Source organism: Paraburkholderia sp. A3BS-1L (assembly GCF_051125215.1).
Classification (GTDB): Bacteria; Pseudomonadota; Gammaproteobacteria; order Burkholderiales; family Burkholderiaceae; genus Paraburkholderia.
Genome location: NZ_CP120442.1, coordinates 277,658 through 297,048, shown reverse-complemented (window position 1 = coordinate 297,048; position 19,391 = coordinate 277,658). Strand labels below are relative to the sequence as shown.

General features: G+C 66.3%; 17 protein-coding genes. 9 read left to right on the top strand and 8 right to left on the bottom strand.

The features are described 5' to 3' along the window. Positions 1–3: 3 nt before the first annotated feature. From rfaE2 to P5W99_RS01285, 7 genes are all read right to left on the bottom strand, one after another. Entirely contained in the window at positions 4–489 is a 486-nt protein-coding gene (gene rfaE2, locus P5W99_RS01315) for a D-glycero-beta-D-manno-heptose 1-phosphate adenylyltransferase (RefSeq protein WP_421022846.1), read from the bottom strand. A gap of 152 nt (positions 490–641) precedes the next feature. Further along, positions 642–1,502, bottom strand: a complete 861-nt coding sequence (locus tag P5W99_RS01310; protein WP_421025146.1) for a ferritin-like domain-containing protein — start codon at positions 1,500–1,502, stop codon at positions 642–644. A 374-nt stretch (positions 1,503–1,876) separates the two neighbouring features. After that, positions 1,877–3,094 (bottom strand): patatin-like phospholipase family protein, encoded by a 1,218-nt coding sequence (locus P5W99_RS01305; protein ID WP_421022845.1) that lies wholly within the window; start codon positions 3,092–3,094, stop codon positions 1,877–1,879. Between the two features lie 78 nt (positions 3,095–3,172). After that, complete coding sequence (locus P5W99_RS01300; RefSeq protein WP_421073446.1) at positions 3,173–3,898, bottom strand: PhaM family polyhydroxyalkanoate granule multifunctional regulatory protein; 726 nt, start codon at positions 3,896–3,898, stop codon at positions 3,173–3,175. A gap of 139 nt (positions 3,899–4,037) precedes the next feature. Further along, positions 4,038–4,862: an enoyl-CoA hydratase/isomerase family protein gene (locus P5W99_RS01295; protein WP_421022843.1), complete on the bottom strand. Its 825-nt coding sequence runs from the start codon at positions 4,860–4,862 to the stop codon at positions 4,038–4,040. Positions 4,863–4,920: 58 nt separating this feature from the next. Further along, entirely contained in the window at positions 4,921–6,111 is a 1,191-nt protein-coding gene (locus tag P5W99_RS01290; protein WP_434661571.1) for an ABC transporter substrate-binding protein, read from the bottom strand. Positions 6,112–6,226: 115 nt separating this feature from the next. Continuing rightward, positions 6,227–7,219 carry a fumarylacetoacetate hydrolase family protein gene (locus P5W99_RS01285; protein WP_421022841.1) on the bottom strand — a complete coding sequence of 331 codons (993 nt, stop codon included), beginning with the start codon at positions 7,217–7,219 and terminating at the stop codon, positions 6,227–6,229. Between the two features lie 109 nt (positions 7,220–7,328). Here P5W99_RS01285 and P5W99_RS01280 point away from each other — a divergent pair, with 109 nt between their 5' ends. The 7 genes from P5W99_RS01280 to P5W99_RS01250 all read left to right on the top strand — a co-directional run bounded on the left by P5W99_RS01280 (position 7,329) and on the right by P5W99_RS01250 (position 15,964). Further along, positions 7,329–8,237, top strand: coding sequence for an IclR family transcriptional regulator (locus P5W99_RS01280; RefSeq protein ID WP_421025145.1), 909 nt, complete (start codon positions 7,329–7,331; stop codon positions 8,235–8,237). A gap of 113 nt (positions 8,238–8,350) precedes the next feature. Continuing rightward, entirely contained in the window at positions 8,351–9,808 is a 1,458-nt protein-coding gene (locus P5W99_RS01275; RefSeq protein WP_421022840.1) for a DUF3108 domain-containing protein, read from the top strand. 379 nt (positions 9,809–10,187) lie between these two features. After that, on the top strand, positions 10,188–11,015 hold the full coding sequence (locus tag P5W99_RS01270) for an alpha/beta fold hydrolase (RefSeq protein ID WP_421073445.1): 828 nt from the start codon (positions 10,188–10,190) through the stop codon (positions 11,013–11,015). A 163-nt stretch (positions 11,016–11,178) separates the two neighbouring features. Beyond that, positions 11,179–11,436: a BTH_I0359 family protein gene (locus P5W99_RS01265; RefSeq protein ID WP_213297865.1), complete on the top strand. Its 258-nt coding sequence runs from the start codon at positions 11,179–11,181 to the stop codon at positions 11,434–11,436. A gap of 275 nt (positions 11,437–11,711) precedes the next feature. Next, positions 11,712–12,794: a homocysteine S-methyltransferase family protein gene (locus P5W99_RS01260; RefSeq protein WP_421022838.1), complete on the top strand. Its 1,083-nt coding sequence runs from the start codon at positions 11,712–11,714 to the stop codon at positions 12,792–12,794. A 54-nt stretch (positions 12,795–12,848) separates the two neighbouring features. Next, the gene (gene metH / locus P5W99_RS01255) at positions 12,849–15,566 is read left to right on the top strand and encodes a methionine synthase (protein WP_434661567.1); all 2,718 of its coding nucleotides are present in this window, start codon (positions 12,849–12,851) and stop codon (positions 15,564–15,566) included. Between the two features lie 188 nt (positions 15,567–15,754). Beyond that, positions 15,755–15,964 carry an acid-shock protein gene (locus P5W99_RS01250; protein ID WP_421022837.1) on the top strand — a complete coding sequence of 70 codons (210 nt, stop codon included), beginning with the start codon at positions 15,755–15,757 and terminating at the stop codon, positions 15,962–15,964. A 96-nt stretch (positions 15,965–16,060) separates the two neighbouring features. Here P5W99_RS01250 and P5W99_RS01245 read toward each other — a convergent pair whose 3' ends face one another. Beyond that, on the bottom strand, positions 16,061–16,387 hold the full coding sequence (locus tag P5W99_RS01245) for a DUF1840 domain-containing protein (RefSeq protein WP_213297874.1): 327 nt from the start codon (positions 16,385–16,387) through the stop codon (positions 16,061–16,063). A 231-nt stretch (positions 16,388–16,618) separates the two neighbouring features. Between P5W99_RS01245 and argS the strand changes: the two genes are divergently transcribed. After that, complete coding sequence (gene argS / locus P5W99_RS01240) at positions 16,619–18,403, top strand: arginine--tRNA ligase (RefSeq protein ID WP_421022836.1); 1,785 nt, start codon at positions 16,619–16,621, stop codon at positions 18,401–18,403. Positions 18,404–18,526: 123 nt separating this feature from the next. After that, positions 18,527–19,369 (top strand): SPOR domain-containing protein, encoded by an 843-nt coding sequence (locus P5W99_RS01235; RefSeq protein WP_421025143.1) that lies wholly within the window; start codon positions 18,527–18,529, stop codon positions 19,367–19,369. Positions 19,370–19,391: the final 22 nt, after the last annotated feature.

Here is a 19,391-nt window from a genome sequence, read left to right as displayed (position 1 = left end):
CGCTCAGCCCTGCTGCGCGCGCACTTTCTGCAGCAGCTTGGTGGTCGAGCGGTCGTGCTCGAAGGCGATGGCGAGCGCGCGGCCGCCCCAGCCGCGCACGAGCGCCGACTCGGGCAGCGCATCCATGTCGTAGTCGCCGCCCTTGACGAGAATGTCGGGATGTACGGCCTCGATCAGCTCGATCGGCGTTTGCTCGCCGAATTGCACCACCCAGTCCACGCTCTCCAGCGCCGCTAGTAGCGCCATGCGGTCATGCTCATTGTTGATCGGGCGGTCGTCGCCCTTGCCGAGCATGCGCACCGAGGCATCGCTGTTCACGCCGACGATCAGCGTCGCGCCCAGCGCCTTCGCATCGGCGAGATAGGTGACATGCCCGCGATGCAGGATGTCGAAAACGCCGTTGGTGAACACCACCGGGCCGGTCAGCGAGGCGCGCCGCTGCGCGAGCGCTTCGCGGGTCGTGATCTTGCGTTCGAAGGAAGCGGGCATGGGATTCGAATGGATCGCGGTTGAGAACGGAAGAAAAAGCACGCCGATGAAAAAACAGCCCGTCACGCGCGAGCGCTCCGGGCTGTCGGGTTCGCCGCGCCGCGGCGGGCGCGAGACGAACGGTGTTCAGCGGTGCACGGACGGTCAGGCTGTCAGGCCGGCTGCTGCGCACCCTGTTCGCCCTGCAGGCGCTGCACCACTTCCTTGCGGTAGCGGTTGAGTTCCTGCGCCGTGCTGAACGTGCGCTCGAACAGGATCGACAGGTTGTGCAGGATGCGCTCGACCACCTTCTTTTCCCAGCCGTCGTCGAAGCGGATTTGCTCGTCGAGCCAGCGCTCGAGCCATTCCGGATCGGGCAGGCGCGACTGCACGGTGTCGCGCGGGAACAGCGCCTGGTTCACGTGCAGGTTGGTGGGGTGCAGCGGCTTTTCGGTGCGGCGCGCCGAGGCCATCAGCACGCCGATCTTCGCGAACGCCGCGCGCGCGCCGTCGCCGAAGTTGTTGAGCGCCTTCTTCATGTAGCGCAGGTAGGCGCCGCCGTGGCGGGCCTCGTCGCGCGAGATGGTTTCGTAGATCGCCTTGATGACCGGCTCGGTGTGCCATTCGGCTGCACGGCGGTACCAGTGATTCAGGCGGATCTCGCCGCAGAAGTGCAGCATAAGCGTCTCGAGCGGCGGCGCCGGATCGAACGTGAAGCGCACGGCGTGCAGCTCCTCCTCGGTGGGCACGAGCTCCGGCTTGAAGCGGCGCAGGTACTCCATCAGCACCAGCGAGTGCTTCTGCTCCTCGAAGAACCACACGCTCATGAACGCGGAGAAGTCACTGTCATGATGGTTGTCGCGCAGGAACATCTCCGTGGCCGGCAACGCGGACCATTCGGTGATCGCGTTCATCTTGATGGTCTGAGCCTGCTCGTCGGTGAGGAGCGACGCGTCGAACTTATCCCATGGAATGTCCTTTTCCATGTCCCAACGGACCGATTCGAGCGATTTGTAAAGTTCCGGATAAAGCATCGTGTTCATAGTCCCGCCCCTGTTCTGCGCATGACGACTTCTATCGTGCCGCCCGCGGCGCGTCGCGTTGGCTTCCTCGCGCGTGCCCACAGGCGAAAACATTTAATTTTACGCGGTTACCGGCCGCCCGGACGCAATTACACCCCGCTAAACAGATTACTTCCTGTCGAGTGGCAATCTGTAATGCCGGATTGAATGGCGCCGTGATGGATTCTGGGTAATTCACCCTGCCTTGAACCCGGCTGCCGGAATTGTCGCGGGATACCTCCCGGTGGGCGGCCCGGCAATATGCGGCAAATTGCCGCAATCGCTACGCCAAACGCATGCCCCACGACGGTCGGAAAAACCTTACACGATGATAGCACGCCGATCTTTCAGTTCCGGCGCGCCTCGGGGTGCCCATGCACTACGCCTGCGGGCAAGTCCGACGGCTGCTTGAGCCATGCCAAAAGGATCTCGCGCTGGGCGAGCGTGTCGCGATAACCGAGTTCGATCAGCTCCTGAGTAAAAGCGCTTTCGAACAGCAGATAGCTCGCAAATGCTGCGCCCGACGCACGATTGCCGCCCACTGCGCCCAGCAGCATGCGCACCGAGAGCGGCAACTCGTGCAAATGGCGTGCGGCAACCAGTTCGATGCGCTCGCTCGGCCGGATTGCGAGCACGTCGATGTGCCGCCAGCCGCTTTCCGGATCGACCGTGTGCGGCAAGTGCAACACCATGCGGTTCACGTGCTCGATGCGCTCGATATCGGCGCTCAGCGCGTCGAGAAACACGCTCGCGAGCACCTGCTGGCCAACCTGCGCGAGCGTCGGATAGGCGTCGATGTCGGGGCGCGCGGCCGGCACCTCGGGCGCGCTCGCAGTCGCGCCGATCACGACGATGCGTTGCGCGCCGAAATGGATGGCCGGCGAAAGCGGCGCGATCTGGCGAATCGAGCCGTCGCCGAAATACTCGTGATGGCCGTCGAGTTCGAGGCGCACCGCGGGGAACACATAGGGAATCGCCGCCGAAGCCAGCAGATGCGCGGGCGTGAGCGCGACCATGCGCGCCGTGCGCTGCGCGCGCCGCCACGCGCTGATCGGCTCGCTCGCCTGATAGAAGGTCAGATGCCGGCCCGACGAGTAGCTGAGCGCCGTCACGGAAAGCGCGTGCAGGAGCCGCTCGTCAAGCATCTGCTCGATGCGGTGGAAGTTGAGCGTGTCCGCCAGAAAATGCGCGAGCGGTGTGTTGTCGAACAGCGTGCGCGGCGTGCGCCGCGCGGCGAGGCCGAAGGTGGCCCAGCCGAACATGAGCGCCGCAAGCCAGCGCGCCCCCGCCGCGGCGACGCCGGGCACGTCGGCGCGATACACCTGGGCGGCGTTCAGCGAGGACCAGATCTCGACAAGGCGCTGGGCGCCATGCAGGAAATGATCGGCGTGGCTGGCGATGGAAGTGGCGTTGATCGCGCCCGCCGAGGTGCCGCAGATCACCGTGAACGGCATCGCGCGCCGCGACGGCTCGGCCTGCGCGGCAAGTTCCGCGAGCGCGCGCAGCGCGCCGGCTTGGTAGGCCGCGCGTGCGCCGCCGCCCATCATCACGAGCGCAAGCCGCATGACGCCGACGCTCCCCGTGTGCTTCGTCCCGCAGGACGAAATGGCTGTTGACTGCCCTTACCGTGTCGCGACCCGGTTTTACTCGGGTTGCGCCGGCGGGCGCTTCGCGCTTCGCGCAGCCGTCTTGCCCGCGCTGCCGCCACCATTGCTGCTGCCACTGCCTGTGCGTTTGGTCGCCGGCTTCGCGCGCGGCGCGGCCGCTTCGGCGGCAGCCTGCGCCGCCTCGGCCGCCGCCGCGGGCTGGGCCATCGCGAACTGCGCAAGCTGATTGAACTGCGACTGCAACAGGTTCCACCACGACGAGGCGTCGAAGCCCGGCGGCGGCGACGCACCGGCGCCCGCCCCATCGGCGCCCGCCGCCTGCCCGGCCTCTGCGGATTCGGCGCCCGGCTGCGGGCGCGCAGCGCGCGGCTCGGGTTCCGGTGCACTCTGGGTGCTCGACGAACTCATCTGCGACTGCGCAAACGCACCGAACGCACGCAGCGTGGACAGCGTCGCGCGCTGCACCTCGAGCGCCTGGATCGCGGACTGCAGCATGCTCAGGTTCAGGTTGAGCCACTGCTCGACGGCGCGCAGGTCGGTGATGCGCTTGTCGAGCTCCTCGATGTTGGTGAGCGGCGTCATCATGTCGGACATCATCGACAGCGACGGCCCGAGCCCCTGCGCCGCGCCCGGCTCGCTGCCGGGAAAGGCGCTGCCGAACGGCGTGAGGCGCATCATCCCCCACATGCGGTCGAGCATTTCAGCGGGCGGAAAGCCGGGAAAGCCCGGGAACGGCGGCACGGTGCCTGTGGATTCGGTCATGCGGAGTCTCCCTCGCGATGTTGGCGGCCCTGCGGGCCGGCCAGTGTGGGCAGCGGCTTGCGGTGCGCGGCGCGTCTAGCCACACACGGCGCAAAGCGCGGATAGTCTGCTTCGATCATACCGCGCGGCCGCGGTCCCGTTAGAACGGATCGCCGCCCGGAAATTCCGGTGCGCGCCGCTCGCGCAGCGATTTCACGCCCTCGTGCACGTCGGGTCCGGCAAAGCCCATGAATTCGAGCGCCAGCGACGTGTCGAAATTCGGCCCCGCCTGGCGCAGCCAGTTGTTGAGCGCGTACTTGGTCCAGCGCAGCGCGGTCTGCGAGCCGTTCGCAAGGCGCTTCGCGACCTCGAACGCCTTGGGCAGCAGATCGTTCTCGTCCACCGCGAGCGAGACGAGGCCGATCCGCTCGGCCTCCTCGCCGCTCACCGGTTCGCACAACAGCAGGTAGTACTTCGCCTTCGCCATGCCGCACAGGAGCGGCCAGACGATCGCCGCGTGGTCGCCCGCCGCCACGCCAAGGCGCGTGTGCCCGTCGATGATGCGCGCCGATTTCGCCGCGACGGAGATGTCGGCGAGCAGGCCCGCGACGAGCCCCGCGCCCACCGCCGGACCATGCATCGCCGAAACGATGGGCTTGCTGCAATTGATCACGTTGTAGACGAGGTCGCGCGCCTCGCGCCAGACGCGCGCGCGCACGTCGAAATGCGTGGCCATGTCCTCGACGAGCGCAAGGTCGCCGCCCGCCGAAAAGCCCTTGCCCTCGCCGCGGATCACGGCGACACGCGCGTCGGGGTCGCGGTCGACGTCGCGCCAGATTTCGGCCAGCTCGCGATGCATGCTGGCGTCGGCGGTGGCGAGGCCGCTCTTGTTCGCGCCTTCGCCGCTCATCACGATCTCGACAATGCCGTGCTCGTGCCGACGCACGCGCAGCGCGTGATAGTGGGCGTAAAAAGGATCGTTCATGGGCGGTTCCTCGATTGTTTCGGATTGCAGAATCATTGGATACGATATCGACGCGACATCAACGCGGCTGGTAGACCCATTTGCCGTCCTGGATCTCGACCATCACGCGCGCCCGCGCGTCGAGCCCCAGATGGTCCGTGGCGCTCATATTGACGACGCCGTTGGTGGTATGCAGGTCGCGCGTCGACTCGATAGCGTCGCGCAGCGCCTGACGAAACGCCTTCGTGCCCGGCTCAGCCGACTTGAGCGCAACCGGAATCGCGCTGCCGAGCACCAGGCCCGCATCCCACGCATAGGCGCCGAACGCCGACACCGACCCGGCGCCGTGTTGTGATTCGTAGCGCGAAATATAGTCGAGCGCGAGACGCCGCGCGGGCTCGCCCGCGGGCAGTTGCGCAGCCACCAGCACCGGGCTCGCGGGCAGGAACGTGCCGTTGCAGTCGGCGCCGCACACGCGCAGGAAGTCGCGATTGCCCACCCCGTGATTGTGATAGATGAGCCCCTTGTAGCCGCGTTCCTTGAGCGCCTTGGGCGGCAGCGCGGCGGGCGTGCCGGCCGCGCCCACCACGACGGCGTCGGGCTTCGCCGCGACGATCTTCAGCGCCTGGCCCGTCACGCTCGGGTCGGTGCGATTGAAGCGCTCGCTCGCGACGATCTTGATGCCGCGCGCCTGCGTGGCTTTCGCGACTTCCGCATAAAAGGCCTCGCCGAGCGCATCGGCCTGGCCGATGTAGGCGACGGTCTTCACGTTGTGCGCAGCCGCGTGCTCGGCGATCGCGGCGGCCATCATCGCGTCGGTCTGCGGCGTCTTGAACATCCAGTGGCGCTTGTCGTCGACGGGCTCGATGATCTTCGCCGACGACGCCAGCGAAATCGCAGGCCTCTCGCTTTGCGCGACTACGTCGAGCATCGCGAGCGTGTTCGGCGTGATTGAGGAACCGATGATGACGTCCACGTGCTGTTCGTCGATCAGCTTTCTCGTGTCCTGCACGGCCTGGGTGGTGTCGGAAGCGTCGTCGAGCACGATGTACTGGATCTGCTGGCCCGCGATCTGGGTGGGCAGCATGGCCACCGTGTCGCGCTCGGGAATGCCGAGCGAAGCGGCCGGGCCGGTGAGCGAGAGCACGAGTCCGACCTTGACCTGCGCGAGCACGAGCGTGGGGGCGAGAAGGCTGGCGAGCGCCGCGCATGGCGCAGCCAGCCTGAACGCCAGCGAGCCAGCAAAACGACGGGGGCGAAGAAGCTTCACGGTGTCTCCTTGTGTTTGTCGAGCGTATTCTGCGTACGGCTTCGAGTGGGCAGTGTAGCCGCACGCGAAGCGTGCGGAATCGGGCTAAACCCCCGCTTAATCCCTCCCGGACAACTCAGGCGGACTCAGCCCCCGGCGCCACCGCCTGATCGATCGCACCGAAAATCGAGTGGCCCGCTTCGTCGAGCATTTCGATCTTCACGGTGTCGCCGAACTTCATGAATTCGGTGCGCGCCTCGCCATGCTCGATCGTCTCGAGACAGCGCTTCTCGGCAATGCAGCAGTAGCCGCGCTTCGCATCCTTGTTCGAGACCGTGCCCGACCCGACGATCGCCCCGGCGCGCAGATTGCGCGTCTTCGCCGCGTGCGCGATCAACTGGCCGAAGTGGAACACCATGTCGGTGCCCGCGTCGGGCTGGCCGACCTTCTTGCCGTTCCAGTACACCAGCATCGGCAGATGCACGCGGCCCTCGCGCCAGTGCTCGCCGAGTTCGTCGGGCGTCACGACAACGGGCGCGAACGACGAGGCCGGCTTGCTCTGGAAAAAGCCGAAGCCCTTCGCGAGTTCGGCGGGAATCAGGTTGCGCAGCGAGACATCGTTCACGAGCCCGACGAGCCGCACCGCCCTGAGCGCTTCCTCCGGGCTCGCGCCCATCGGCACGTCGCCGGTGATGACGGCGACTTCAGCCTCGAAGTCGATGCCCCACGCTTCCGATGCGCACACGATGTCGTCGGTCGGGCCGATGAAATCGTCACTGCCGCCCTGGTACATGAGCGGATCGGTCCAGAACTCGGGTGGCATCTGCGCGCCGCGCGCGCGGCGCACGAGCTCGACGTGGTTCACATAGGACGAGCCGTCCGCCCACTGGTAGGCGCGCGGCAGCGGCGCCATGCACTGGCGGGCGTCGAAGCTGAAGGCGTTGCGCGCGCGGCCGTGGTTGAGCGTGTCGTAGAGATCGAGCAGTTGCGGCGCGTAGAAGCGCCAGTCGTCGAGCACGCGCTGCAGCGTGGGCGCGATCGCGTCGGCAATGGCGGCGCTGCGCAAGTCGCGGGAAACGACGATCAGCTGACCGTCGCGGGTGCCGTCCTTCAGCGTGGCGAGTTTCATGGAATGGGGCGTGGATGACGATAGAGGAAATGTATTCTACGATGGTGAATCGATGCGGCCCAAGCGGGACCGCGCACTGGATTTCGAACACCACGACCCGAACGACTTCATGCCGCCGTCTTCCCGATCCGCACGTTCCGCCGGCGCACCGGCCGCGCCCGCCACGCCCGCCGACGACGCCATCGACCTCGACGATGCAACCGACGCACAAGACGGCGCCGACACCGGCGAAGAGAAACTGCGCTCGGGGATTCAGTCGATCGAAGTGGGCTTTCGCCTCCTCGAGGTGCTGACCAACGAGCCGCGCGCGATGATGCTGCGCGACCTCGCGCAGCGCGCGGGCATGAGCCCGGCGAAGGCGCATCGCTATCTCGTGAGCTTCATGCGGCTCGGCGTGGTCGCGCAGGATCCGCTCTCGGGCCGCTACGAACTGGGCGGCTTCGCGCTGCAACTCGGGCTCGCACGGCTTGCACGCGTGGACGGCGTGAAGCTCGCGCGCATCGCGCTCGCCGAACTGCGCGACGCGCTCGACATCACCGTGGGCATTGCGGTATGGGGCAATCAGGGGCCGACGGTCGTGCACTGGATGGAATCGAGCCATCCGGCCAAGGCCTCGCTCAAGCTCGGCGATGTCATGCCCATGCTCAGCTCCGCCACGGGGCTGCTGTTTGCCGCCTACCTGCCGCGCAGCAAAACCGGGCCGATGATCGAACGCGAACTCGGCAGCGCGCAGCATTACGTGTCGGGCTCGACGCCGCGCTCTCATGAAGAACTGGAGCGCGCGCTGGCCGAAGTGCGCGAACACGGCGCCGCGCGCGTCGAAGGCATGCTGCTGCCGACCATCCATGCGTTCTGCACGCCAGTCTTCGACGCCACGGGCGACCTCGCGCTCGGGCTCATCGCGCTCGGCCACGAAGGCGCGTTCGACATCGCCTGGAATGGCGTCGTCGATACCGCGTTGCGCGCGTGCGCGCAGAAGCTCTCGTACGAATTGGGGTACAGCCCTGTTGAACGCTGAGGGGCCGAAGCGGTCGAGGCTTTCTGCAGCCAACACGCGTGCCGTGTCACAGTAACGGGCTCGCAGTCATCGCCCTCTCTACACGCTCGCGCCTTCAGTCCTATTTGAGCCCGATGTCCACGTCCACCGCAAACCGCCAGGTCGATCGCCCCGCGCCGCCGCGCCGCTCGCGCGCATGGCGCTGGGCGGCCGTGTTCGTCGCGGTGAGCGTGCTGCACTGGGTCGCCGCGCAATGGTTCGAGCGTCATCACGGCGCGCCGCCACCGCTCGCGCCGGCGCGCGTGCCCGTGCAGGTGACGCTGCTCAAAGCCGAGCGTATCGAGCAGCAGGCGCGGGCCGCCGCGCCTGCTGCGGCACAACCGAAGCCCGCGGCGCCCGCGCATCCGAAGCGCGCGGCGAGCCCGCCGCACACGCTGCATGCCATCACGCCGCCCGCGCCGCATCCCAAGACGACCGCCGCGCCCGAAGCGCCGCAAGCCGCATCGAGTCCTGCCACGCAGAGCGCAGCGGAAAGCGCCGCGAATGGCACAAGCGGCGCAAGCGGCACGGTGGCCGCGAACGGCAACGGCAGCACCCCCGCCGCCCAGGCAGATCAGGCCTCGCATGGCGTGAAATTCTCGGTGCCGCCTTCGGGCGAGCTTCAATACGACACGTTCTTTAACGGCGCACGCAATCAGCCCGGCACGATCCACTGGAAAAGCGACGGCAAGCGCTACGAGATGGTGGTGGCGGTGCCCCTGCCCTTCGTCGGCACGTTCAGCTGGACGAGCCGCGGCCATGTGGATGCGTTCGGCCTCGCGCCCGAGCAGTACATCGAAAAGCGCGGCAGCCGCCCCGAAAACTTCACGATCTTCAATCGCGAGGAGAAGCAGATCGTTTTTACGCGCACGCCGAATTCGCTCGCGCTGCCCGACGGCGCGCAGGACCGCTTCAGCATGGTGATGCAGCTCGCGAGCCTCGTGCGCGGAGACCCCGACGCCTACAAGCCCGGCGTCACGCGCGAGTTCTACGTGGCCGACAACGACAGCGGCGAAACCTGGCCCATCGCCACCATCGGCGACGAAACGGTGAACACGGATCACGGCTTCGTCACGGCGCGCCACTTCATGCGGCTGCCGCGCCACGACGGCGACAAGCGCCGCATCGACGTGTGGCTCGCACCCGCGCTCGGCTGGCTGCCGGTGCGGCTCGTGCAGACCGAACCGAACGGCACGCAGATCGAACTGCTGTGGCGCGGCGCGCTCAACGTGCCGCCCGCGAATGGAACGATAAACAGCACGATAAGCGGCACGGCCAGCGGCGCGACGAACACCACCCCGGGCGATGCGAAGCCGGACATGCCAGCCAGCGCCGCGACCGCGCCGACGGTGACGGATGAAGCGGCGCCGCCCACCACGAACGGCGGCACGCCGGGCGCCGCGCCGCCGTCGGCTGCGCCTGCGCTCGTGCCGCCGTCGCCGGAGGCACAATCCATGCAGCCGGCAGCGCCATCGACGCCAACTCCCGCCGCGCCACCGGCCACGCGGGACACGACGCCGCTGCCCGCCGCCGACGCGCCCATGCACCCCTGAGCGCCCTGCCACACACAAGCACACAACAAAGTCGCCCATATGCGACGATGCCGGCCCATCTGCCTACACGTTTGCGCGAAATGGCGCATACTGAAAATCATCGAAGCGTTCGTGGCTGCATGCCGCGAGCGACAAAGAACGACTAGACGAATCCACTGAGGAAAAGCTTCGAACCCATCCGCTGACGCGCCCGCCGCGAGACACAACGAGACAGCGCGCGCAGCCGGACAGCAGCACATGACGATGCAACACGGTTAGCGCCATGAACGCCGCCCGCCCGCGCACACCTTTCGTACGCAGCGTTCGCGACACGGAAACGACGTTCGCGCAGGGACTCGCAATCGGCTGGACTCCCGACCCCATGGTCAAGGAGGAACGCATGCAAGCGACTGTCAACGGCATCGATACGCGCTACGTCTTCGAAGACCGCAGCGGTGGCCCCGCGTTGACGTTCATTCACCAGCTCGGCGGCGACCTCACCGTATGGGACACCCTCGCGGGCCACTTCCGGCATCGCTATAGCGTGCTGCGCTACGACGTGCGCGGCCACGGCGCGAGCGCGGTCTCGCGCGAGGCTTTCGGCTTTCGCGAACTCGCTGACGACCTCGCGACGCTGCTCGACGCACAAGGCATCGAGAAGACGCATCTCGTCGGCATGTCGATGGGCGGCATGATCGCGCAACAGTTCGCGCTCGACCATACGACACCCGACACAGCATCCGACGCGCAAGCGGGCGCGAACTCGCGTGCGCGTTCGCTCACGCTCTGCGATACCGCGAGCCGCACTGAACCCGAGGCGCGCCCGGCATGGGACGAGCGTGCCGCGCTGGTTCGCCGCGAAGGTCTGGCCGCGCTCGCCGACACGACGATGGCGCGCTGGCTGACCGCCGGCTTCCGTCTCACGCATCGCGATACTGCCGCACAAATATGTGACGTTTTATTACGCACACCTGCCGAAGGTTATGCGCGCGCGTGCGAGGCGCTGCGCGATTTCGATGTTCACGAACGGCTCGCGCAGTTGCGCGTGCCAACGCTTGCGGTGGCGGGACGCCACGACACTGGCACACCGCCCGCATTCACTGAAGCACTGGCGCAAGCCATACCCGGTGCGCGCTTCGAAATGCTCGATGCAGCACATCTGGCCCCTGTAGAGGAATGTCACAGTTTCGCAGCCCTGCTCGAAACGTTTCTTGGGCAGCATGTCTAAATGATGCGCCCGGTTTGTTGCACCCTGGGAAAGGAGAAAAAGGCGGAAATAGGGAAGGCAATCGGATAGAGAGGTGATGTGGGACCCACCCCTTGAATTCCCGAACGAACGCTCCATGTATCGATACAAGCAGTGAGGGAGCACAGGAAAAAGGAGTGTCGCCATGCAAATGATCTACAACAGTCCCAACTATTGCGTCGTCGAGTTTCCCCCGCAAGATGGCCATATCGCCATGCGCTCGGGAGGCTATGAGATCGTCGACAAAAATGCGCGGCGTGAAATTTTCATCGACGGCGCAATGGCCGCGCGGTTTCGCGAAGACGTGCAGAAGCTGATGGACGAGGAGCAGTCGCTCGACGAGGTAGATGAATTCCTCGGACAGTTCGACAGCCTCATGCAGCAACCGGTCGTGCTTCACTGACGCGGCCCGCTTCGCGTCGCTGTTCCAGTGCTCACGTCCGCGGTTGAACCCGCAGTTAAACACACGGCGCCCACGCTCGAGCAACATCCTGGCAATACATAGCGCCCTCACCGCAATACCGGCAACACCCCGCTCAGGGAACCCCGCCCGGCCGCAAGCCGCGCGGGGTTTTCATTTTCCGGGGGCGGCCAGGTGGCGCGCCAGCGGGGCTCCCCCGCTACCGTTACAATGACAGGTTTCCCAGTCCAACCGGCGCTTTTGCCCGCCCGCCATCCATGAACCAGCCTGCCGAACACGCCTCGCGCCCCGCCGGGACCGCCCCGGGCGCTACCCCGTACACACGCGGCGCCGCGCTGCCCGCGCTGCTCGCTTCGCGCATCCTGATCCTCGACGGCGCGATGGGCACGATGATCCAGCGCTACAAGCTCGACGAAGCCGCCTACCGCGGCGAACGCTTCAAGGACTATCCGCGCGACATCAAGGGCAACAACGAGCTGCTCTCGATCACGCAGCCGCAGGTCATCAGCGAGATTCACGAGCAGTATCTCGCGGCAGGCGCCGACATCATCGAGACCAACACCTTCGGCGCGACCACCGTGGCGCAGGACGACTACGGCATGGGCGAGCTTGCCGTCGAGATGAATCTCGAATCGGCGAAGCTCGCGCGCGCGGCGTGCGAGAAGTACTCGACGCCCGACAAGCCGCGCTTCGTTGCGGGCGCCATCGGACCGACGCCGAAAACCGCGAGCATCTCGCCCGACGTGAACGATCCGGGCGCGCGCAACGTCACGTTCGAAGAGCTGCGCCGCGCGTATTACGAGCAGGCCAAGGCGCTGATGGACGGCGGCTGCGACCTGTTCCTCGTCGAGACGATCTTTGACACGCTCAACGCCAAGGCCGCGCTGTTCGCGCTCGACCAGCTGTTCGAAGACACCGGCGAGAATCTGCCCATCATGATCTCGGGCACCGTCACCGACGCGTCGGGCCGCATTCTCTCGGGCCAGACTGTCGAGGCGTTCTGGAATTCGCTGCGTCACGCGAAGCCGCTCACGTTCGGTTTGAACTGCGCACTCGGCGCCGCGCTCATGCGCCCGTACGTCGCCGAGCTCGCGAAGCTGTGCGACACCTACGTCTCGTGCTATCCGAATGCGGGCCTGCCCAACCCGATGAGCGACACCGGCTTCGACGAGACGCCGGCGGATACCTCGGCGCTCCTGAAGGAATTCGCCTCGGCCGGCCTTGTGAACGTCGCGGGCGGCTGCTGCGGCACGACGCCCGAGCACATCGCCGCGATCGCGAAGGCACTCGCCGAAATCAAGCCGCGCCGCTGGCCCGGTCAATATCGCGACGCCGCATAACGATGCGCCCACGCGCCGATTCACCACGACACTCTGACGACCCGGTCCCACGCCATGACTGACCATACCCTGCGACTCTCCGGCCTCGAACCCTTCAACGTGAACGAAGGCTCGCTGTTCATCAACGTGGGCGAGCGCACCAACGTGACCGGCTCGAAGGCCTTCGCGCGCATGATCCTCAACGGCCAGTTCGACGAGGCGCTCGCCGTCGCGCGCCAGCAGGTCGAGAACGGCGCGCAGATCATCGACGTCAACATGGACGAAGCCATGCTCGACTCGAAGGCCGCGATGGTGCGCTTCATGAACCTGATCGCCTCCGAGCCCGACATCGCGCGCGTGCCGATCATGATCGACTCGTCGAAGTGGGACGTGATCGAAGCAGGCCTGCAGTGCGTGCAGGGCAAGGCGATCGTCAACTCGATCTCGCTGAAGGAAGGCAAGGAGCCGTTCCTCCATCACGCGAAGCTGATCCGCCGCTACGGCGCGGCGGCCGTCGTGATGGCCTTCGACGAGCAGGGCCAGGCCGACACCTTCCAGCGCAAGACCGAGATCTGCAAGCGCTCCTATGAAATCCTCGTGAACGAAGCGGGTTTCGCGCCCGAGGACATCATCTTCGACCCGAACATCTTCGCGGTGGCCACGGGCATCGAGGAGCACAACAACTACGCGGTCGACTTTATCGAAGCCACGCGCTGGATCAAGCAGAACCTCCCGCACGCGAAGGTGAGCGGCGGCGTATCGAACGTGTCGTTCTCGTTCCGCGGCAACGACCCGGTGCGCGAAGCCATCCACACGGTGTTCCTCTACTACGCCATTCAGGCGGGCATGGACATGGGCATCGTGAACGCGGGCCAGCTGGGCGTGTATGCCGACCTCGACGCCGAGTTGCGCGATCGCGTGGAAGACGTGGTGCTCAACCGCCGCGCCGACGCCACCGACCGCCTGCTCGAAATCGCCGACAAGTTCAAGACCGGCGCCGCGAAGAAGGAAGAGAACCTCGAGTGGCGCAACCAGGAAGTCGAGAAGCGTCTCGCGCATGCGCTCGTGCACGGCATCACGAACTTCATTGTCGAGGACACCGAAGAAGCTCGCCAAAAGATCATGGGCGGCGGCGGACGGCCGATCAACGTGATCGAAGGCCCGCTCATGGACGGCATGAACATCGTCGGCGACCTGTTCGGCCAGGGCAAGATGTTCCTGCCGCAGGTGGTGAAGTCGGCGCGCGTGATGAAGCAGGCCGTGGCGCACCTGATTCCGTTCATCGAGGAAGAAAAGCGCAAGCTCGCGGAAGCGGGCGGCGACGTGCGCGCGAAGGGCAAGATCGTGATCGCCACCGTGAAGGGCGACGTGCACGACATCGGCAAGAACATCGTTTCGGTCGTGCTCCAGTGCAATAACTTCGAAGTGGTCAACATGGGCGTGATGGTCCCGTGCAACGAGATCCTCGCGAAGGCGAAGGTCGAGGGCGCGGACATCATCGGCCTTTCCGGCCTCATCACGCCGTCGCTCGAAGAGATGGCCTACGTGGCCTCCGAAATGCAGCGCGACGACTATTTCCGCGTGAAGAAGATTCCGCTCCTGATCGGCGGCGCGACCACCTCGCGCGTGCACACTGCCGTGAAGATCGCGCCGAACTACGAAGGCCCGGTGGTGTACGTGCCGGACGCGTCGCGCTCGGTCTCGGTGGCATCGAGCCTGCTCTCGGATGAAGGCGCAACGAAGTACATCGACGAGCTCAAGACCGACTACGACCGCATCCGCGACCAGCACGCCAACAAGAAGGCGCTGCCCATGGTCACGCTCGAAGAGGCGCGCGCGAACAAGACGAAGATCGACTGGGCGAACTTCCAGCCCGTGAAGCCGAAGTTCCTCGGCCGCCGCGTGTTCAAGAACTTCGACCTCAACGAACTCGCCAACTACATCGACTGGGGCCCGTTCTTCCAGACCTGGGATCTCGCGGGCCCGTATCCGCAGATTCTCAACGACGAGATCGTGGGCGAGTCGGCGCGCAAGGTGTTCTCCGACGCCAAGTCGATGCTCTCGCGCCTGATCCAGGGACGCTGGCTCACGGCCAACGGCGTGATCGCGCTGCTGCCGGCGAACACCGTGAACGACGACGACATCGAGATCTACACCGACGAGTCGCGCACCCAGGTCGCGCTCACGTGGCGCAATCTGCGTCAGCAGTCGGTGCGTCCGGTGGTCGACGGCGTGATGCGCCCGAACCGCTCGCTCGCCGACTTCATCGCGCCGAAGGATTCGGGCGTGGCCGACTATATCGGCATGTTCGCGGTTACGGCGGGCATCGGCGTGAGCGAGAAGGAAGCGCAATTCCAGAAGGATCTCGACGACTACAGCTCGATCATGCTCAAGGCGCTCGCGGACCGCTTCGCGGAAGCGTTCGCCGAGGCGATGCACGCGCGCGTGCGCCGCGACCTGTGGGGCTATGCTGCCAACGAGACGCTCGACAACGACGCGCTGATCGCGGAGAAGTACGCGGGCATTCGCCCGGCGCCGGGCTACCCGGCGTGCCCGGACCACCTCGTGAAGCGCGACATGTTCGAGTTCCTGCAGGCGGAGGAAGTTGGCATGACGGTGACGGAATCGCTCGCGATGCTGCCGGCGGCGAGCGTTTCGGGCTTCTATCTCGCGCATCCGGACAGCACGTACTTCTCGGTGGGCAAGATCGGCCAGGATCAGCTCGCCGATTTTGCGCGCCGCATGGCGCTCTCCCCCGAGGACGCGCGGCGCGCGCTCGCGCCGCTGCTCTAAAACACCGGCGCCGCTACGCTGACATATGGAAATCGAAAGGCCGAGTATTTCGCGCACGCAAATTCTCGGTTTTTTTTCGGTTTTGTAAGATGTCCGCGCAGCACCCCAAGCCCAACGCGGCACGCATCCTCTGGCGCCGCTCCGGCTCGTTCATCAGCAAGTCCTTAAAAGTCGTCCGGAGAAATCATATGAAGAAGCTGATGTTGATGTTGACCGCCTTCGGCGTCGCGGCACTCTCGCAGCCGTCGTTCGCCCAGCAGCCGGCCGCCGTGCACCAGGAGGCAAGCGACGCCTCGTCGTATTCGGCCCCCACCCAGAAGCACGTGAAGAAGCCGAAGAAGCAGAAGGCTCAAAAGGGTGCCGCCTCGGCAGCAGCGCCGGCAGCCGCCAGCCAGTAAGCCACGCGTACTCGAGTCGCGAGTACCAAAGCAAAGAGCCCGCACAGTTCGCTGTACGGGCTCTTTGCTTTCGGGATGCCGGTTCGGGTGCGCGGGTCAAAGACCCCAAAGGACGTCGTTGTCTTCCTGTTTCGCCGCACGCAGCATGTCGAGGAACGGAAACGCGCGTTGCGCGAGGCCCGGGGGCAATTCGTGAGGCTCGTGACCGTCCTCGCCTTCGTGGAAATGCCCCTCGTGCTCGGCACGTTCCTTCTTGTCGGTGGCGATGGCGGCTTCGAGCTTGCTGATGGCGGTGTCGAGCTCGTCGTGCGTGATCACGCCGCGCGGGCCGAGCCGCTTGCCGATGATACCGAGGAGGTACTGAGCGAGGTTTTCCAGCATCGTCACGTCGGGCGCTGCGTGGCATTTGAACGTAACCAGCATATCTGCTCTCTCCTTTGTGTTTTTCGGGGCCCGCTTCGGGCTTCTCGTTCCACATCTCTTTTCACATATTAGCACCTGCTAAAATCCGTCTGGACGGAATTACCCGCAGGGCGCGACCACGCGCAAGATCTGCCCAAAGCGGTGCGAGGCGCGATGCCGGAGCCTCGCCGCTGGCCCGCCGGCGCGTCTGCCAGCCCGCCCCCCACTACCCGCACAGGACCTGCAACAAGCATGCTGCCCGCACAGAAACTAACCCTGGAGACCTTGCTCGCCGACGCCGTCGCCAAGGTGGCCCAGGCGACCGAAGGCGCCGCCGAAGCCGCATTCATCGTTCCCGCCATCGCGCTCGAGCGCCCGAAGGTCGCCGCGCACGGCGACATCGCCTGCAACGTGGCGATGCAGCTCGCCAAGCCGCTGCGCACCAACCCGCGCGCGCTCGCCCAGCAGATCGTCGACGCCGTCAAGACGCTGCCCGCCGCAGCCGGCCTGATCGCCGATGCCGAAGTGGCTGGCCCCGGCTTCATCAACCTGCGCCTCACCGCCGATGCCAAGCGCGCCGTGCTGAACGCCGTGTTCGCCGAAGGCGCCGCGTTCGGCCAGTCGAAGCGCGAAGCCGGCCGGCACGTGCTGGTCGAGTTCGTCTCGGCCAACCCCACGGGCCCGCTGCACGTCGGCCACGGCCGCCAGGCCGCGCTCGGCGACGCCATCTCGAACGTGCTCGCCTCGCAGGGCTACGACGTGCATCGCGAGTTCTACTACAACGACGCAGGCGTGCAGATCGGCAACCTCGCCATCTCCACCCAGGCGCGCGCGCGGGGCCTCAAGCCTGGCGACGCGGGCTGGCCCGAAGCGGCGTACAACGGCGAATACATCGCTGACATCGCGCGCGACTACCTGGCGGGCGAAACCGTCGCCGCCAAGGACGGCGAGCCCGTGAAGGGCGCGCGCGACCCCGAGGACCTCGACGCGATCCGCCGCTTCGCCGTTGCGTATCTGCGCCACGAGCAGGATCTGGATCTGCAGGCGTTCGGCGTAAAGTTCGACCGCTATTACCTCGAGTCGTCGCTGTACACGGAAGGCCGCGTCGAGAAGACCGTCGAGGCGCTCGTCGCCTCGGGCCAGACTTACGAGCAGGACGGCGCGCTGTGGCTCAAGACCACCGACTACGGCGACGACAAGGACCGCGTGATGCGCAAGTCCGACGGCACCTACACGTACTTCCTGCCCGACGTCGCCTACCACGTGACCAAGTGGGAGCGCGGCTTCACCAAGGTCATCAACATCCAGGGCTCGGACCACCACGGCACCATCGCGCGCGTGCGCGCGGGCCTGCAGGCGCTCGGCGTGGGTATCCCGAAGGGCTACCCCGACTACGTGCTGCACAAGATGGTCACCGTGATGCGCGATGGCCAGGAAGTGAAGATCTCCAAGCGCGCGGGCAGCTACGTGACCGTGCGCGACCTGATCGAATGGTCGGGCGGCGCGAATCCGGGCAGCGAAGTCGCGCCCGACCTGCTGGACGAAGCCACCATCCGCCGCGGCCGCGACGCCGTGCGCTTCTTCCTCATCTCGCGCAAGGCCGACACCGAGTTCGTGTTCGACATCGACCTCGCGCTGAAGGAAAACGACGAAAACCCCGTGTACTACGTGCAGTACGCGCATGCACGCATCTCGTCGATTCTCGGCGACTGGCAAGGCAAGCACGGCGGCAAGCTGGCCGCGCTGCCCAAGGTCGACCTCGCGCCGCTCGACAGCGAGCGCGCGCTCGCGCTCATCGCGAAGCTCGGCGAGTTCCCCGACATGCTCACGCATGCCGCCACGGAGCTCGCGCCGCACGCCGTGGCGTTCTATCTGCGCGAACTCGCGGCTGAGTTTCACTCGTTCTACAATGCCGAACGCGTTCTCGTCGACGATGCCGCCGTGCGCGACGCGCGCGTGGCGCTGCTTGCAGCCACGCGCCAGGTGCTCGCAAACGGCCTCGCCGTGATCGGCGTGTCGGCGCCCGAGCGCATGTAACACGACTCGCTTCGCATGCGGCACGCCGGCAGCCAACCCGCCGCCGGCGCGCCGCGCGAGGCCGCACACGACATGTTTGGGGCGCATCCGCACGCGGATACGCGCCGTTCCAGATTCTCTTGTTTGCAGGTGATTCAGACGATGGCAAAACCGCGCCGCAGTACGAAGCAGCAGTCGAAACAGTCCGGGGGTACTTTTCTCGGTGTCGTGCTGGGCCTGATTGTCGGCCTTGCGATCGCGGTGGTCGTGGCGCTCTATATCACGCGCTCGCCCACGCCATTCGTCGCGAAGGTCGCGCCGCCCAGCGACGCGAGCCAGGCCGAGCAATACGATCCGAACCGCGTGCTGCAAGGCAAGACGCCGGGCCAGCCGGTGCCGCCGCAGGCCGCGCAAAGCACGCCGCCGAACACCGCGCCGGGCCAGACCACGAACCAGTCGCAATCCTCGGGCATGCTCGAAGAGCCGCAGATCGTCGAAGTGCCGCCGTCGGCTTCCGCTGACAACGGCGCGGATCACAGCAACAGCGCCAATAACGGCGTCGCAGTCGCGCCGAAGCCCTCGACCGGCAGCAATGCCTCGGCCGCCGCGCCGAAACCGCAAGCGCCGAGCGCGCCCGCGCAGCAGCTCGCCAACAATCAGCCGCAGAAGGCGCCTAACGCCATCCCCGCGCCGACTGCAAACGGCGCAAAACCCACGCAGCCCGGCGCCCCCGCAGCCGGCGAAGCCAACACCGGCTACTTCCTGCAGGTGGGCGCGTACAAGACCGCGGCGGACGCCGAGCAACAGCGCGCGCGTCTCGCGTTCCAGGGATTCGAGTCGAAGGTGACGCAGCGCGACGCGGGCGGTGTCACGTACTACCGCGTGCGCATCGGGCCGTTCTCGAAATTCGAAGACATGAACTCGAACCGTCAGCGCCTGTCTGATGCCGGGATCGACACCGCTGTGATCCGCTTCACGAAGCAGTAACCCATCAGATGCATCACCCGCG

Bases quoted from the DNA above. Each gene is read 5' to 3' on its own strand.
- argS (WP_421022836.1), top strand. From the start codon at position 16,619: ATGCTGCCCGCACAGAAACTAACCCTGGAGACCTTGCTCGCCGACGCC.
- P5W99_RS01245 (WP_213297874.1), bottom strand. From the start codon at position 16,387: ATGCTGGTTACGTTCAAATGCCACGCAGCGCCCGACGTGACGATGCTG.
- P5W99_RS01265 (WP_213297865.1), top strand. From the start codon at position 11,179: ATGCAAATGATCTACAACAGTCCCAACTATTGCGTCGTCGAGTTTCCC.
- P5W99_RS01295 (WP_421022843.1), bottom strand. From the start codon at position 4,862: ATGAACGATCCTTTTTACGCCCACTATCACGCGCTGCGCGTGCGTCGG.
- metH (WP_434661567.1), top strand. From the start codon at position 12,849: ATGACTGACCATACCCTGCGACTCTCCGGCCTCGAACCCTTCAACGTG.
- P5W99_RS01300 (WP_421073446.1), bottom strand. From the start codon at position 3,898: ATGACCGAATCCACAGGCACCGTGCCGCCGTTCCCGGGCTTTCCCGGC.
- P5W99_RS01270 (WP_421073445.1), top strand. From the start codon at position 10,188: ATGCAAGCGACTGTCAACGGCATCGATACGCGCTACGTCTTCGAAGAC.
- P5W99_RS01285 (WP_421022841.1), bottom strand. From the start codon at position 7,219: ATGAAACTCGCCACGCTGAAGGACGGCACCCGCGACGGTCAGCTGATC.
- P5W99_RS01280 (WP_421025145.1), top strand. From the start codon at position 7,329: ATGCCGCCGTCTTCCCGATCCGCACGTTCCGCCGGCGCACCGGCCGCG.
- P5W99_RS01310 (WP_421025146.1), bottom strand. From the start codon at position 1,502: ATGCTTTATCCGGAACTTTACAAATCGCTCGAATCGGTCCGTTGGGAC.
- P5W99_RS01275 (WP_421022840.1), top strand. From the start codon at position 8,351: ATGTCCACGTCCACCGCAAACCGCCAGGTCGATCGCCCCGCGCCGCCG.
- P5W99_RS01260 (WP_421022838.1), top strand. From the start codon at position 11,712: ATGAACCAGCCTGCCGAACACGCCTCGCGCCCCGCCGGGACCGCCCCG.
- P5W99_RS01305 (WP_421022845.1), bottom strand. From the start codon at position 3,094: ATGCGGCTTGCGCTCGTGATGATGGGCGGCGGCGCACGCGCGGCCTAC.
- rfaE2 (WP_421022846.1), bottom strand. From the start codon at position 489: ATGCCCGCTTCCTTCGAACGCAAGATCACGACCCGCGAAGCGCTCGCG.
- P5W99_RS01250 (WP_421022837.1), top strand. From the start codon at position 15,755: ATGAAGAAGCTGATGTTGATGTTGACCGCCTTCGGCGTCGCGGCACTC.